The 15058-nt window shown below is 71.6% G+C and carries 15 protein-coding genes; 8 read left to right on the plus strand and 7 right to left on the minus strand.

What is annotated here, in order from left to right; translation table 11 throughout:
- Positions 1-244 precede the first annotated feature (244 nt).
- A complete protein-coding gene (locus ABT369_RS55345) occupies positions 245-1261 on the plus strand; it encodes a polysaccharide deacetylase family protein (protein ID WP_350626379.1) in 1017 nt (338 codons plus the stop codon).
- Here the strand turns inward: ABT369_RS55345 and ABT369_RS55350 are convergent.
- The 4 genes from ABT369_RS55350 to ABT369_RS55365 form a co-directional block, all read right to left on the minus strand.
- Positions 1258-2235, minus strand: a complete 978-nt coding sequence (locus ABT369_RS55350; protein ID WP_350626381.1) for an ABC transporter substrate-binding protein — start codon at positions 2233-2235, stop codon at positions 1258-1260. The two genes, ABT369_RS55345 and ABT369_RS55350, sit on opposite strands and share 4 nt — an antisense overlap.
- 15 nt (positions 2236-2250) lie before the next feature.
- A complete protein-coding gene (locus ABT369_RS55355) occupies positions 2251-3006 on the minus strand; it encodes an amino acid ABC transporter ATP-binding protein (protein ID WP_350626383.1) in 756 nt (251 codons plus the stop codon).
- Positions 3006-3896, minus strand: a complete 891-nt coding sequence (locus tag ABT369_RS55360) for an amino acid ABC transporter permease (protein WP_350626385.1) — start codon at positions 3894-3896, stop codon at positions 3006-3008. The genes ABT369_RS55355 and ABT369_RS55360 overlap by 1 nt, the downstream gene beginning before the upstream one ends.
- Before the next feature lie 407 nt (positions 3897-4303).
- Positions 4304-6775, minus strand: a complete 2472-nt coding sequence (locus ABT369_RS55365; protein ID WP_350626387.1) for an ABC transporter permease — start codon at positions 6773-6775, stop codon at positions 4304-4306.
- 136 nt (positions 6776-6911) lie between these two features.
- On the opposite strand from ABT369_RS55365, the gene ABT369_RS55370 reads away from it, so the two are divergent.
- Positions 6912-7292, plus strand: a complete 381-nt coding sequence (locus ABT369_RS55370; RefSeq protein WP_350626389.1) for a PQQ-dependent sugar dehydrogenase — start codon at positions 6912-6914, stop codon at positions 7290-7292.
- Here ABT369_RS55370 and ABT369_RS55375 read toward each other — a convergent pair.
- Both ABT369_RS55375 and ABT369_RS55380 read right to left on the minus strand, forming a co-directional pair.
- Positions 7285-8277, minus strand: coding sequence for an ABC-2 membrane transporter-related protein (locus ABT369_RS55375; RefSeq protein ID WP_350626391.1), 993 nt, complete (start codon positions 8275-8277; stop codon positions 7285-7287). The genes ABT369_RS55370 and ABT369_RS55375 overlap by 8 nt on opposite strands.
- Entirely contained in the window at positions 8274-9107 is an 834-nt protein-coding gene (locus ABT369_RS55380) for an ABC transporter ATP-binding protein (protein ID WP_350626393.1), read from the minus strand. Before ABT369_RS55380 ends, ABT369_RS55375 begins: the two co-directional genes overlap by 4 nt.
- Before the next feature lie 85 nt (positions 9108-9192).
- On the opposite strand from ABT369_RS55380, the gene ABT369_RS55385 reads away from it, so the two are divergent.
- The 6 genes from ABT369_RS55385 (at position 9193) to ABT369_RS55410 (ending at position 13576) form a co-directional block, all read left to right on the plus strand.
- Positions 9193-9846 (plus strand): response regulator transcription factor, encoded by a 654-nt coding sequence (locus ABT369_RS55385; RefSeq protein WP_350626395.1) that lies wholly within the window; start codon positions 9193-9195, stop codon positions 9844-9846.
- Positions 9847-9863: 17 nt separating this feature from the next.
- Positions 9864-10967 (plus strand): sensor histidine kinase, encoded by a 1104-nt coding sequence (locus tag ABT369_RS55390; protein ID WP_350626397.1) that lies wholly within the window; start codon positions 9864-9866, stop codon positions 10965-10967.
- A gap of 19 nt (positions 10968-10986) precedes the next feature.
- The gene (locus ABT369_RS55395; RefSeq protein WP_350626399.1) at positions 10987-11244 is read left to right on the plus strand and encodes a CATRA system-associated protein; all 258 of its coding nucleotides are present in this window, start codon (positions 10987-10989) and stop codon (positions 11242-11244) included.
- 66 nt (positions 11245-11310) lie between these two features.
- Positions 11311-11964 carry a hypothetical protein gene (locus ABT369_RS55400; protein WP_350626401.1) on the plus strand — a complete coding sequence of 218 codons (654 nt, stop codon included), beginning with the start codon at positions 11311-11313 and terminating at the stop codon, positions 11962-11964.
- On the plus strand, positions 11925-12086 hold the full coding sequence (locus ABT369_RS55405; protein WP_350626403.1) for an Ig domain-containing protein: 162 nt from the start codon (positions 11925-11927) through the stop codon (positions 12084-12086). Before ABT369_RS55400 ends, ABT369_RS55405 begins: the two co-directional genes overlap by 40 nt.
- A gap of 98 nt (positions 12087-12184) precedes the next feature.
- A complete protein-coding gene (locus tag ABT369_RS55410; RefSeq protein WP_350626405.1) occupies positions 12185-13576 on the plus strand; it encodes a M36 family metallopeptidase in 1392 nt (463 codons plus the stop codon).
- A gap of 49 nt (positions 13577-13625) precedes the next feature.
- Here the strand turns inward: ABT369_RS55410 and ABT369_RS55415 are convergent, their stop codons facing one another.
- Positions 13626-15008: a short-chain fatty acyl-CoA regulator family protein gene (locus ABT369_RS55415; RefSeq protein ID WP_350626407.1), complete on the minus strand. Its 1383-nt coding sequence runs from the start codon at positions 15006-15008 to the stop codon at positions 13626-13628.
- Positions 15009-15058: the final 50 nt, after the last annotated feature.

The raw sequence follows: 15058 nt of genomic DNA on the forward strand, positions 1-15058 counted from the left end.
GTGGTCCTGCTCGTACACGCCGAACTGGCTGTTGTAGTCGGCCTCGGAACCCTCGGCCTGGTGCAGCTGGTCCAGCTCGGCGCTTTCCTGGCCGGCCTCGTACTGCCCGTAGTCGACGTCGCTCATGTCTCTATCTCCCTGCTATCGAAACGTTCGTGTCGGTGTTGAGAAGAACGTTAGGGCGCCCCGCGGGGCGTCAAATCCCGGAAACGTGCCACCCGCCGGCGGCCCTAGACTGCTTCGCATGCTGTTCGCCGGAGTTGCCTGGACCGCCGACGGGTACGAGATCGAGGTGGCCGGCGAGGACGGCCGGACGGTCGCGCGGCTGCGGGCGCGGACCCCGGGCGAGGTCGTCGCGGCGCTGCCGGCCGTCGGGCGCGACGTCGCCGTGGTCTTCGACAGCACCAACGGCACCGTCGAGGGCGGACTGCTCAGCGCCGGTTTCCAGGTGTACCGCGCGGACCCGGCCCAGCTGCCCGGGCGGCCCGCGTTCGGGTCGGTCACCGCGGCCGCGCTCGCCGACGCCGGTCGCCGGTCCGCGGCCGGCCTCGCGCGCATCGCGCCCGGCGGCGGGGCGCTCGACGGGCGCGGCGAGGAGTACAGCCTCGGCATCGCGGCCAGCGCCGGCGCCGAGGCGGACTTGGCCCGCTCCGGACGGTTCCTCGCGCACGGGGCCCGGGACCGGGCGGAGATCGCGCTGACGTTCGACGACGGGCCCTGCCCGCCGTACACCCGCGGGATCCTCGACGTCCTCGCGCGCTACGACGTGCGGGCTACGTTCTTCTGCGTCGGGCTGCACGCCGCCGCGCACCCGGACGAGGTGGCCCGCATCGTCGACAGTGGACACCTCGTGGCCAACCACTCGTGGTCGCACCCGTTCCTGCCCGACCTCTCCCGGCCCGAGCTCGCCGGGCAGGTCGAGCGGACGAGCGAGGCGCTGGCGCGGGCGGGCGCGGCGGCTTCGGCGTACTTCCGGCCGCCGTACGGCTCCCGCACGCCCGAGGTGCTCGGCTGGCTCGCCGCGCAGGGGTCGGTGGTCACCCTGTGGGACGTGGAATCCAGCGACTGGGCGTGCCCGGGTGCGGACGCGATCGCCCGCCGTACCCTTGACAAGGCCACGGCGGGCTCGATCGTCCTGCTGCACGACGGGGGCGGCGACCGCTCCCAGACCGTGGAAGCGCTGCCGAGCATCATCGAGTCACTGCTGAGCGACGGCTACGGCCTGGTCACCGTCGACCGGCTCGGTCAGGCCCAGTCCTAGGCGTTGGACTTCGGCAGGCCCGGCGGGTTGACCAGCGAGGTGGGCACGGCCTCGGTGTCGAGGTTGTACGCGGCGAGCCACTGCTGGTACTGGCCGTTCTGGATCAGGTAGTTGATGGCGTCGGCCACGGCCTTGATGAGCCCGTTGTCCTTCTTGGTGGTCGCGGCGATCAGCCCCTGCAGCGACTCTCCCGCGCCCGAGTAGACCCCGGCGTTGCGCACGGCGTCGGCGGTGCCCTGGGTCTGGGTGATCTGGAAGGCGATGCCGGGGTTCGGGCCGAAGTACGCGTCGATCTGCCCCGACACGAGGGCCTTGAACGTGCTCGGCGTGTCCGCGAAGTACTTGATGTCGAGCGCCTTGCCCTCGGCCTTGAGCTTGTCCTGCCAGGCGACCAGGATCTTCTCCTGGTTGGTGCCCGCGCCGACGGCGACCTTGAGCCCGGCGAGCTTCGTGTAGTCCTTGCCGAAGGTCCAGGGGTTGCTCGCCTTCACCGCGAAGCCGAGGTTGTCCTGGCGGTAGGAGGCGAAGTCGTACTTCTCCTTGCGCTGCTCGGTGTCGGTGATGTTCGAGAAGCCGACCTCGTTGCGGCCCGAGTCGATGCCGACGAACAGGTTGTCCCACGTGTCGTTGTTGAACTCGGGCTTCAGGCCGAGCACGGCGGCGACGAGGCGGCCGAGGTCGGGCTCGGCGCCGGTGAGGGTCTTGTCGTCGTCGCCGACGAGGGCCAGCGGCGGGAAGCCGGTGGGCAGCGCGCCCAGGCCGATCGTGAGCTTGCCGTCGGCCTTGATCGCATCCGGTACCTCGTCGGCGATGCTCTGCTGCCGGCCGACCTTGAGCTCGGTGGGCTTCGCGATGCCCTTCGCCTGTGCCCCGATGCGCACCGTGTCCGGGTTCTGCGCGTCGGGCTCCGCCTGGGCCCCGGTGCCGCAGCCGGCCAGCAGGACCAGGGACAACAACGCTGCCGCTCGCTTCATGGTTCTCCTTGGGATCTACAGCACTTTGGCGAGGAACTCGCGAGTGCGGGACTGTCGGGGGTTGGCGAGCACCTCGGCCGGCGGCCCCTGCTCGACGATCGCGCCCTCGTCGATGAACACGACGGTGTCGGCGACCTCGCGGGCGAAGCCGATCTCGTGGGTGACGATGACGAGCGTGGTGCCGGCCTCGGCCAGCCGCCGGATCACCGAGAGCACCTCGCCGACGAGCTCGGGGTCGAGCGCGGACGTGGGCTCGTCGAACAGCAGCAGGCTCGGCTCCAGCGCCAGGGCCCGGGCGATCGCCACCCGCTGCTGCTGCCCGCCGGACAACTGCCTCGGGTAGGCGTCGCCGCGGTCGCCGAGCCCGACCCGGTCCAGCAGCTCGATCGCCCGCTCCCGCGCCCCGGGCTTCTTGTGGGCCACGAGCGGCTCGGCGACGTTGTCGCGGGCGGTAAGGTTCGGGAACAGGTTGAAGCTCTGGGCCACGAAGCCGATCCGGGTGCGCTGGCGCCGTACCGCCCGCTCCGGAAGCTCGTGCAGGTGCGCGCCGCGGACCTCGACCCCGATCAGCTCCCCGTGCACGGCGACGTAGCCGAGGTCGGGCCGCTCGAGGTGGTTGATGGTGCGCAGCAGCGTCGACTTGCCCGAGCCGGACGGCCCGAGGATCGCGACCGTCTCGCCGGGGCGGACGGTCAGGTCGACGCCCTTGAGCACCTCCCGCGGCCCGAACGACTTGTGCACGTTGCGAATCTCCAGCGCCGGCTCCGGCATCAGAACCCCCTCCGGGCGGTGCCCCGGGCGAAGTACCGCTCGACGTAGTGCTGCACGACGGACAGGGCGGCGGTCATGACGAGGTACCAGGCCGCGCCGACGATGAGGATCGGCACCAGGGACTCGGGGTGGCGCGACTCCAGCACGAAGACCGCGCCGAACAGGTCCAGCAGCGACACGTAGTACACGAGCGAGCTGGCCTTGATCAGGCCGATCAGCTGGTTGCCGTACGCCGGGACGATCGAGCGCAGCGCCTGGGGCAGCACGATCCGGCGCAGCTGCCGTGCCTTGGACAGCCCGAGCGCGGTGGCCGCCTCGATCTGGCCGTGCTCGACGGACAGGATGCCGCCGCGGATGACCTCGGCCGCGTAGGCCGCCTCGTTCAGGCTCAGCGCGATGACGCCGATGGCCAGCGGGGTCAGGCTGCTCGTCTGCACCTCCGCGAAGACGGGACCCCAGGGGATGCCGACGCCGAGGCGGGGGTAGAAGTACGAGAAGTTGAAGGTGATGATCAGCAGCAGGGGCAGCGGCAGGGCCCGGAAGAACCACACGTACGCCCAGGCCAGCCCGCCGATGAGCGGGTTGCCCGACAGCCGCCCGAGCGCGACGACCACGCCGAGCAGCAGCCCGAAGACCGCGCTGAGCCCGACGACCTGCAGCGTGACCACGACGCCGTCGAGGATCGATTCGCGGGTGAAGAACGACCAGAATTTGGGCCACTCGTAGTGCTCGTTGGTGAACACGCCCACGACGAACTGGGCGAGCACGACCAGCACGGCGGCGCTGACGACCCACCGCCACGGCCGCAGGCGCGGGGTGACCCGTCGCTGAGCCAGGAGCGGGTCGAATCGGTCTTTCGGGGGCGACGGCAGGGTTGCGGTCTCGCTCATGCGAGTTGCTCCATCCGGGTACGGCCGGGTTGCTGGAGAGCACGACGGGGCGACGGCGCGGTGCCAGTCGCGGGGGGCGTCAGGCCGAACGGCGAGCGCGACACTGCGCGGCGTTCATGGCATCGCCCCTTCGTCGACGCGGACACCGTGGTCGCATCCGCTTACAGGGCAACATAAGGAGCGCCGCACTAACTTGTCAATCCCTATCGGAAAACTAGTATTTAGCACCACCGCGCCGATGGGCTGCGCACCGGATCGTCAGCGCCAGCGGCGCTTGTATCGCCTCATCTGCGGTTCTTCATGCGGTGCGCAGAGTTTGCACCCCGGCCTCGCGTGACGGCCAGTTGGGGTGGCTCTGAGTAGCGGCGATGCCGGTCTGAGGTCAGTTCCGGGCGGCCGGTGCGGGATCAGTCGTGCGCGATGGCGGTCAGGATGTTCAGGCGTGCGGCCCGGGTTGCCGGTGGGATCGCGGCCACGGCTCCGACGAGGGCGGCCAGCCCTAGGTAGGCGAGCAGCTGATCGACCGGTACGGCCAGCTCGGTGACGCCCTGCGTCTGCAGGGCCCGGACCGTGGCCGCGCCCAGGCCGACGCCGACGGTAACGCCTAGCAGCGCGCCGAAGACGGCGATGACGGTGGCCTCGGCCGCGGTCATGAGCAGGGTCTGCAACCGGCGCAGGCCGACCGCGCGCAGCAGCCCGAGTTCGCGGGTGCGTTCCAGCACTGACAGGGCAACGGTGTTGGCGATGCCCAGCACGGCGATGACGACGGCCAGGGACAGCAGGATCTGCACGATGCGCAGGATGCGGTCGGCCTTGGCGTTCTCCTGGGTGGTGTACTCGCTGCGGTCGTTGACGCCCACCTCGGGGCTGTCGGCGAGCAGGGCGGTGAGCTGACCGCGGGCGGTGCCGGCGTCGGCGCCCGGGGCCAGGCGGACGAACGCGCGGCTCGGCAGTGCCTGCTTGAAGCCGATTGCCGCCGAGGCCGGCAGCAGCCAGCCGTTGATGAGGTCGGTGTCGGTATAGACGCCGGCCAGAGTGAACTGTCGGGGCTCGCCGCGGGGCAGGCGCACGGTGACGCGGTCGCCGACGTGCGGGCCGGTCGCGGTGATGGCGCGCTGGTCGACGAGGATCTGGTCGTCGGTCAGCGGTCCGATGGTGCCCGCGGCGGCGGTGAGGCTCAGCATGTCGCGCAGGGCGGGTACGTCGGTGACGGTCTCCACGTAGGCCGGCTGTCCGTCGATGACGGCGCCGCTCTCGCCGAGGCCGCTGACGGCCAGCACGCCGGGCAGGGCCGCGACGGCGGTGAGCACGGCCGGGTCGAACCCGGCGCGGCTCGAGCCATTGGCGTCCCCGCTGATGACGAAGTCGGCCTTGACCTGGTCGGCGACGAGCCGGCCGACGCTGGCCGTGGCCGACACGAATACGGTGGAGATGCCGGCGAGCAGCGCCACCCCGACCATGAGCGCCGCCGCGGTCGCCGCGGTGCGCCGGGGGTTGCGGCGGGCGTTGAGCCGGGCCAGCCGGCCGGGCACCGACCAGCCGAGCACCCGTCCGAGCAGCCCGGCGGCGGGCCGGGCCAGCGCTGGCGTCAGCATCGTGACGCCGATGAATGCGACCAGTACGCCGCCGAGGATCAGCGGGGCGGCGCTCGACGCCGTGGCGGCGAAGCCGAAGCCGAGCAGGCCGGCTCCGACGGCGAGGACGACGGCCCCGGCGACGGTGAGTCGGGTCAGCGGCCGCTCCGGCGCCGCCGTGTCGCGCAGCGCCGTCACCGGCAGCACCCGGGCGGCCCGTACCGCCGGCGGCAGCGCGGCGGCCATTGTGACGAGCAGTCCCACGGCGAACGCGGCGAGCACCGCACTCATCGGTACCACCACGGACGTGCCGGCGGCGAGCGCGCCCACGCCGACCCCGGCGGCGAGCCCGGCCACCGAGCCGGCCAGCCCGACCACGGCCGCCTCGGTCAGGACCGACACGACGAGCTGGCGGCGGCCGGCCCCGATGGCCCGCAGCAGCGCGAGCTCCCGAGTGCGCTGCGCGACCAGCATCGAGAACGTGTTGAGGATCAGGAACGCCCCGACGAACAGCGCGACACCCGCGAACCCGAGCAGCAGGTTGCCGGTGAGGCCCAGCGACCGGCCGCGGGTGGCGCTCTCGGCCTGCACGATCTGCTCGGCGGTCCGGACCCGGTACCCGGCCCCGAGTGTGCCGGTGATCCGCTCCCGCAACTGCCGTGCCGTCACGCCGTCGCGGGCGGTGACTGCGATCGAGGAGAAGGCGCCGGACGTGCCCAGCATCAACGTCTGCGCGACCGGCTCGGTGAATGCCACGACCTGCTGGGCGGGGTCGGCGTAGGCGAACGTGCCGACCAGGGTGAAGGTCTGCTTCGGCCGCAGCGTGAGCACCGCGACCCGGTCACCGACCCGCACGCCGGCCGCCGTGGCGAGGGCGGTGCTGATCGCGATCTCGTCGTCCCGCTGCGGGCCGCGACCGGCGCGCAGCTGCACGGAGCGCGCCTGCCCGGGCCAGCTGACCCCGAGGCGTGGCACGTCCGGAGACGCCACCACCTTGCCGCCGGGGACGACGAGCCGAGCCCCGTCGGCTGACACCACCCCGGTCGCCACGGCCACCCCGTCGACGTGGGCCAGGCGGTCGACGAGCGCCGCCGGCACCCCGGCGGCGGAGATCGCCTCTGCGGGGCTCACCGACACGTCGGTGCCGGCGTGCGCACGCCGGGCGACGTCGGTGTAGGAGCCGCCCAGCGTCGCGGTGAGCACCAGCGCGCCGGACACGAACATGACACCGAGGACGACCGCCAGCCCGGACAGGACCAGACGCCGCCATCGCGAGAACGTTCCCTTGAGGGTCAGTCGCAGCACCCGCTCATCTTCACCGCGGACGAGGTGGCTGCAGCAGGGGGAAATTCCCGGAAAGCGTCTCAGGGTCGCAACCGCGGTCGCGACTGACGATCACAGCACTGTGCCGTCTCCGGGCGCCAGCCGTAGGTGCTCGATCATGGACGAGACGAACCTGATCACCCGGGGCGGCAACTACGGCTGGCCCGCCTGCGAGGGGACCTCGGGGACCTGCGGCACCGCCGGGTACATCGCGCCGAAGCGGACATACCCGACGGCCGAGGGCTCCTGCTCGGGGCTCACCGTCGTGCGGAACGTCGTCTACATCGCGTGCGAGCGCGGGACCAGGTTGTACCGCGCCCAGATCAACGGCACCGAGCTGCAGACGCCGCAGGTGTCCTTCAACGGCACCTACGGCCGCCTGCGCACCGTCGAACCCGCCCCGGACGGCGGCCTCTGGCTGACCACGTCCAACCTCGGCGACAAGGACAGCATTCCGAACAACAGCGACGAGAAGCTCTTCCACGTGCAGCTCAGCTGACCCGGCGGCGAATCCACCAGAACCCGAACACGCTCAGCGCCGCCGCGAGCACCGAATACGCCGACAGCTCCAGCCACTGGAACGGCCAGTATCGGCTGCCGGGCTGGTACGTGTACTGGAAATGCAGGTTCCTCGTGCCCAGGCAGTCGAAGTCCTTGGCCGGCTCGCCGGTCATGCACGACCTGTTCTGCTCGGCCGTGAACGGCGTGCCGTCCGCGTTGAACACCTGGTTCACCGAGTCCGTCGACCACGAGCCCGGCAGCGTGTATCCCATGATGCGCGCCGACGTCGAGTTGAGCCCGAACCCGTTGGCGTGCGCCAGCGTGTCCGCGTTCAGCGCGACGGTCGTGGTGACCGGCGGCATGATGTGCGCCCGGATCGCCAACGGCACCACGATCTGCAGCACGGCATACAACCCGATCACGATCGCCATGCTCGCCACCGTGCGGCGCAGCACCAGGCCCACGACGACGCCGAGGACGAATGCGAACGCGGCGTACCCGAGCGGGACCACGCCCCGGGCGCCGAAGTTGGCCGCGGCGAACCGGCCCCCGACGTATTGGTCGTAGCGGCTCGCGCTCCACGTGAGCAGCAGGCTGAGCAGTCCCGTGACGGCGACCGCGGCGAGCCCGAGCGTCACGAGCTTCACGGCCAGCCAGCGCCGGCGGGTGATGCTCTGGTTCCACACCAGCCGGTCGGTCTTCGTCTCCAGCTCACGGGCGACCAGCGGCGCGCCCCAGAACGCGCCGATCAGCCCGGGTGCGGCGATGACCAGCATGCTGACGATCGCCACCGGCGCCTCGAAGCGCCCCGCGAACAGCCGGCGGGAGATGGTGCAGTCCTCTGGCGCGCACCCGATGACATCGGTGGCATACCCGTGCCGGATCTGGCCGCCGAGGACCAGCAGATAGGCGGCCAGCACCGCGAGCGCGGCGCCGGCGACGAGCGCCTGCGTGCGGAACTGCCGCCAGGTGAGCCAGATCATCGCGCCGCCTCCGCTGCCATCATGTAGGCCATGCCCACGTCCTCGAGATCGGTGCGCTCCGCGCCGGCGATGGGCTCGGGGGAGTAGACGACCGCGGGACCGCCGCGATCGGTGTGCACGACCCGGGAGCCGGGCGGCAGCGCGCCGGTGCCGCCGTCGATCCGGTGGTGCACGGCGAGGAGGTCGGCGACGTCGCCGGCGACCTGCACCCGCCCGCGGGCCAGCACGATCAGGTGGTCGCAGACCTGCGTCAGATCGCCGAGCAGGTGCGAGGAGAGCACCACGGTCACGCCCAGCTCGCCGACGAAGTCCAGCAGGTCGTAGAGAAATGCGCGCCGCGCGATCGGGTCCAGCGAGGCCACCGGCTCGTCGAGGATGAGCAGCTCACCGCGCTTGGCCGCGGCGAGGGTCAGCGCCAGCTGGGCCCGCTGCCCTCCGGAGAGCCGACCGGCCTTCTGGGCCGGGTCGAGGCCGAGCCGCTCGACGCGCCGGCGCGCCAGGCCGTCGTCCCAGCCCGGGTTGAGCCGGGCACCGAGGCGCAGGTGGTCGGCGACCGACAGACCGGCATAGACCGGTGCGTCCTGGGCCACGAACCCGACCCGCGCCAGCTGAGCCGCGTCGGCCGCGGGCGGGCTGCCCAGCACCGTGATGCGCCCCTCCGAGGGCGAGATCAGCCCGCAGGTCAGGGCGAGCAGCGTGGACTTGCCGGCGCCGTTGGGCCCGACGAGGCCGACGATCCGTCCCGCCGGCACCGCGAGCGTGCAGTCGGCGAGGGCGGTCCTGCGGCCGTACCGTTTGCTGAGCTCCTGTGTCTGGATGACCGTTGTCATGCAACCGTTCTAGCCGTCGGGCGGTCACAGCACGGTCCGCGTCGCTGTGACTGGCCTGTGACCGCTCTGCGGATAAGCTGCGGCCATGAGAGTGCTCGTGGTGGAGGATCAGCGGCACCTCGCCGAGTCCGTCGCCCGGGTGCTGCGGCGCGAGGGCATGGCGGTCGACGTGGCCTACGACGGCGCCGCCGCGCTCGAGCGCACGGACGTCGTCGACTACGACGTGGTGGTGCTCGACCGTGACCTGCCGGTGGTCCACGGTGACGAGGTGTGCCGCGCCCTCGTCGCCCGGGAGACGCCCAGCCGCGTGCTCATGCTGACCGCGTCGGGCACCGTGGCGCAGCGGGTGGAAGGACTCGGGCTCGGCGCCGACGACTACCTGCCGAAGCCCTTCGCCTATGCGGAGCTCGCCGCGCGGATCCGTGCCGTCGGCCGGCGCAACCGGTCGGCGTCCCCGCCCGTGCTCGTCCACGGCGACCTGCGCGTCGACCCGAGCCAGCGGGTCGCGACGCGCGCGGGGGAGAGGCTGGCGCTGAGCCCGAAGGAGTTCGCCGTCCTCGAGCACCTGCTGGCCGGCCGGGGGCGGGTGATCTCCGCGGAGGAGCTGCTCGACCGGGTGTGGGACGAAGCCGCCGATCCGTTCACGACGACCGTGAAGGCCACGGTCAACCGGTTGCGCGCCAAGCTCGGCGAGCCGCCGCTGATCGAGACCGTCGCCCGGGCCGGGTACCGGATCTAGGGCCGGGCTGAGAACTCATGGCTCTGTCGAACCGGCTGCGCTGGCGGCTCACGGCGATCTACAGCACGGGCGCGTTCGTCTCCGGCATCATGCTGCTACTCCTCGTGGTGCTGGTGTCGCTGAGCCTGCCGTCCGACGGCCCGGCGCCCCGCACGATCCGGGCACCCCGCGGCGAGCCGCCCGCCATCGCCGTGAACGCTCGGGACACCAACGACAACTATCAGCGCGACCTCGTCCTCGTCCCGGCGCTCGCCCTGGGGATCATGGTGCCGCTGTCGGTCGGCGTCGGGTGGTTCATCGCCGGGCGGATGCTGCGGCCGGTGCGCACCATGAACGAGACACTGCAGCGCATCTCTGGACGCAACGTGCACGAGCGCCTCGCCGCGACCGGGCCGCGCGACGAGTTCAAGGACCTGGCCGACACCATCGACGGGTTGCTCGGGCGGCTCGAGGCGGCACTCGACGGGCAGAAGCGGTTCGTGGCCAACGCCGCGCATGAGCTGCGCACGCCGCTCACCGTCGAGCACGCGCTGCTCGAGGAGCCGCTCATCGACGCCGGGGCGACGGTGGCGTCGTACCGGGCCAACTTCGAGCAGCTCCTGACCGTGAACCGGCACCGGGGCGCGCTGCTCGAGTCGCTGCTCACGCTGGCCGGCAGCGAGTCCGCCCGCGACGACGGCGTGCCGGTCGACCTCGAGGCGCTCGTGCGGCAGGCGGTGGACGGGCTCACCCCGCACGAGCTGACCGTGGTGGCGACGATCCGGCCGGCCCACGTCGTCGGCGACCCGACGTTGCTGGCTCGGCTCGTGGCGAACCTGCTCGACAACGCGGTCCACTACAACGTGCCCGGGGGCACGGTGGAGGTGGGCGTGCGGCGGCTGGACGGGTACGCTCGTCTGATCATCGCCAACACCGGCCCCGTGGTGCCGCCCGACCAGGTCGAGCGGCTGTTCGAGCCGTTCCAGCGCCTGCGCCGCGTCGCCGACGACGGCCACCACGGCCTGGGGCTGTCCATCGTCCGCGCGATCGCGACCGCGCACGGGGCGACCATCCAGGCTCGGTCCCGCCCCGCTGGCGGGCTGAGCGTCGAGGTGCTCTTCCCGGCGGGCCGCGTTGGCTGAGCGGACGCCTCGCGGGATCGTGGACACGCTTGCGGACGCGCAGCGATGGCGGTTGCCCGCCGCGGCGTGGATTCTGCTCGACGGGCTGGCCGCTCGCGTCGACCGGGCGCTGCGCGACGACGATCCGGCCGCGCTGCGGGACGCGCACCAGCGCCTCGAGCTGCTGCGGCCCGGGCCGACGCCGTCGATCGGCGGCCACGGCATCTCGGCGTGCCCGCCGGCGCTTGCGAAGAAGATCGACACGCTGATCCGCCGCGTGCGCGCCGGCATTTCCTGACCCCTCGGCAAGGCATCCGTCGATCGATGGGCACGGCATCTCGGCGTGTTGTGCGACGATGGCGCGATGATCGACCCGGGAAGCATCGACCTGATTGACTTCCTCATCACTTGGTACGGACCGCCAGGCCGGGCGGCGACACCTCTTCCAGCGTCGCTCGAATGGCTGCCGCAGCCCCTGCGGAACTGGCACACCCTCGCGTCCCCATGGGACGTCCGAATGGATTTCGCCACGACGATGACCCCTCCGGAGAGCATCGAGGTCTCCGACGGTATGGCCGTCTTCATGGAGGATGGCCTGGGCGACCGCGAATGGGCCTTCAGCGCTGACGAGCCTGACCTTGTGTTCGAGGCCGAACCGGGCGACGAATGGGAACGGGTACCCGAGAATTTCCCTGAGTTCCTCGTACACAACGCCGTGATGAACACGAGCCTCGGCGCCCCGCACAAAGCTGAGGCTTCACATGTCGACCCGACGGACATGATGCGGGTCGTGGACAACCTCGACGAGTTCGCATTCGGCATGTGGGGATGGATGCCGGGCTACCGGATGTTCATGGGTGATGAGGCGCTGGCCGAGATCGTTCCTCATGGTCGGGGCACCGGCTTGTTCGTGCGCCTGTCCGCAACGACACCAGACCGCCTCGCCGAACTCACCGCCGGGCCGGGCATACGCTGGGCTTGCCTCCCGGGCTGGCCATCGACCCCTCGACCGGCCTGATCAGCGGCACGGTCAGCACCATCGGAAGCTACACCGTCACGGTCACCGCCGTTGGAGGCGGACAGGGAAGCACCACCTTCAGCTGGAGCGTAAGAAAAGAAGCCCCCTGCCCGCGCTGCTAAATCGGCTGCCCTACGGCAACTACATCCCTCGTCGACCCCCTCGCAAGACATCAGTACATGCAGATGTGTTCTAGGGTCGCGTCATGATGCGACGACGCGTGAATCGATGGCTGGCGGCAACGGCCTCCGGCGCGCTCCTGGTCACCGCTGCCGGCACGGCCGCGCACGCGGCGCCGCCGCCGGTGCCGGACGGGCTGCGGCAGGTGCAGGTGCGGCAGTCGCTGCTCGGCACGCACACGTGGTACCAGCAGCTGTACCACGGCCTGCCCGTCCTCGGCGGCTTCTACGCCACGCACACCGACTCGGCGACCGGCGAGGTCACGGTGCAGGACGGCCGGCTCGAGGTCCGGGACCTGGCGACCGAGACGCCCGGCGTCGCCTCCGACCACGCCCGCGCCTCGGTGGCCGGGCGCACCGGCGGGCAGGCGGCGCGGTCCGAGCTGGTCGTGGTGCCGGGCGCCACCGCGAAGCTCGCGTGGGTCGTGGTGACCCGCACGGGGCACGGCACCGTGCGCACGGTGCTCGACGCCGGCAACGGGGCCCAGCTGGAGGAGAAGAACCTGGTCAAGGAGGCCAGCGGGACCGGCACGGTGTTCGCCCCGAATCCGGTCGCGGCGCTGCAGAACGAGAACCTGACCGACCGTGACGACGCCGACTACCCGGCGCTGCGGGCGGCGTACAAGACCGTGACCCTGAACCATCTCGACGGCCGGGGTACCGCGCTGCAGGGCTCGTACGCGAACAACATCAGCGACGGCGCGGTCCGCTCGGCCCAGCGCAAGTTCACCTACAACCGCTCGCAGCCCGGCTTCGAGCAGGTGATGGGGTACTACAGCATCACCTCCGCGCAGGAGTACATCCACACGCTCGGCTTCGGCGACGTGAACAACGAGCCGCAGGACTACTCGACGACCGGGCTGACCGACGACAACTCCTTCTACGACCCGGACACCGACGGCATCACCTTCGGCACCGGCGGCGTCGACGACGCCGAGGACGAGGAGGTGATCTGGCACGAGTACGGCCACGCCATCCAGGACGACCAGGTCCCCGGCTTCGGCGAGGCGATCGAGGCCGGCTCCATCGGCGAGGGCTTCGGCGACTACTGGGCGTTCACGATGTCGCAGGCGACCAGCCCCGACACCCGCCGCACGCCGCTGGCCTGCATCGCGGACTGGGACTCGACCGCGTACACCGACGACATCCCGCACTGCCTGCGCCGGGTCGACGGCACCAAGATGTACCCGGCCGACCTCGAGGGCGAGGTCCACGCCGACGGCGAGATCTGGTCGAGGGCGCTGTTCGACGTCAACAACGCGCTCGGCCGCACCCGCGCGAACCGGGTGATCATCGAGGCCCAGTTCGGCTTCGACCCGAACACCACGATGCCGGCCGCGGCGCGCCAGACGGTCAAGACCGCGAAGGCGCTCTACGGCCCGGCGGCCGCGGACAAGGTGCGGGCCGCCTTCCACGCCCGCGGCATTCTCTGACCGTTCGAGTCAGGACCTGGCGACGGGGCTTCCGGCCGCCGTCGCCAGGTCAGCGGCCCTTGAGCGGGTACGGCACGAACGTGCTCCGGTTCTCGTCGAGGTCCAGGTGCCGGCTGATCGGCGGCGCGGCCCGCTGCGGGCACGTCGCGCGCTCGCAGGTCCGGCAGCCGGGGCCGATCGGCATCGCGGCGGCGCCGTCGGTCAGGTCCATGCCGGTGGAGTAGACCAGGCGCGAGGCGTGCCGGATCTCGCAGCCCAGGCCGATCGCGTAGACCTTGCCGGGCTGGCCGTAGCCGCCGTGGTGGCGCGTGATGGTGCGGGCGATCCACAGGTACCGCTGGCCGTCCGGCATCGCCGCGATCTGCACCACCGGGCGGCCGGGGGAGCTGAACGCCTCGTACACGTTCCACAGTGGACACGTCCCGCCGGTGCGCGAGAACGGGAAGCCCGTCGCGGACTGGCGCTTGGACATGTTGCCGGCGCGGTCGACGCGCACGAACGAGAACGGCACCCCGCGGGCGCGGGGGCGCTGCAGGGTGCTCAGCCGGTGGCAGACGGTCTCCCAGCCCATCGCGAAGTGCTCGGTCAGCAGGTCGATGTCGTAGCGGCGGGACTCGGCGGCGGTCAGGAACTGCTCGTACGGCAGGATCAGCGCCGCCGCGAAGTAGTTGGCGAGCCCGACGCGCGTGAGGATCTGCGTCTGCACGTCCTCGAAGTGCTCCTCCTCGACGATCTCGTCGATGACGTCCGCGTACTCCATGAGCGCCAGCTGGGCCGCCATCCGCATCGCCTCCTGCCCGGCCCGCAGCGCGCTGGTGAGGTGCAGGGTCTGGGTCTGCGGCCGGTACCGGTGCAGGTCCCCCTCGAGGGAGTCGTCGCGCACGATGCGCACCCCGTGCCGCTCGGCCAGCCGGTCCCGCAGCGCCGGGCGCACCTCGCCGCGGCGCAGCCCCATCCGCGCGGCGAGCGCCTCGGCGGCCTCGTCCAGCTGCGGCACGTAGTTCTGGCGGCGGTAGAAGAACTCGGTCACCTGGTCGTGCGGGCTGCGCCCGAGCGGTCCCCGGTCGCCGACGAGCTCCGTGAGCTGGTCGGAGACCTGGCGGTACCGCCGATGCAGGTCGATGATCGACTCGGCCAGCTCCGGCAGGCGAGTGGCCAGCTCGCTGAGGTCGGCGATGCTCCCGGTGCCGGCGAGCGCCTCGCGCAGGCCCGCCACGAGCTGCGGGGTGTCGTGCGGCGCGAACACGGCCGGGTCGACGCCGAAGAGCTCGGTGGCGCGGATGAGCACCGGAGCGGTCAGCGGCCGCACGTCGTGCTCGATCTGGTTGAGATAGCTCGGCGAGATGGCCAGGTGCCGGGCGAGGTCGGTCTGGCTCAGCCCGTGCTCCTCACGCAGCCGCCGCAGTCGCGCGCCCGCGAACACCTTTGCCATCCTCAACAAATAGCACCAATGTCAAATTGTGTTTTCGCAACTTGGCAAAG

This window comes from Dactylosporangium sp. NPDC000244 (assembly GCF_040300725.1).
Lineage (GTDB): Bacteria > Actinomycetota > Actinomycetes > Mycobacteriales > Micromonosporaceae > Dactylosporangium.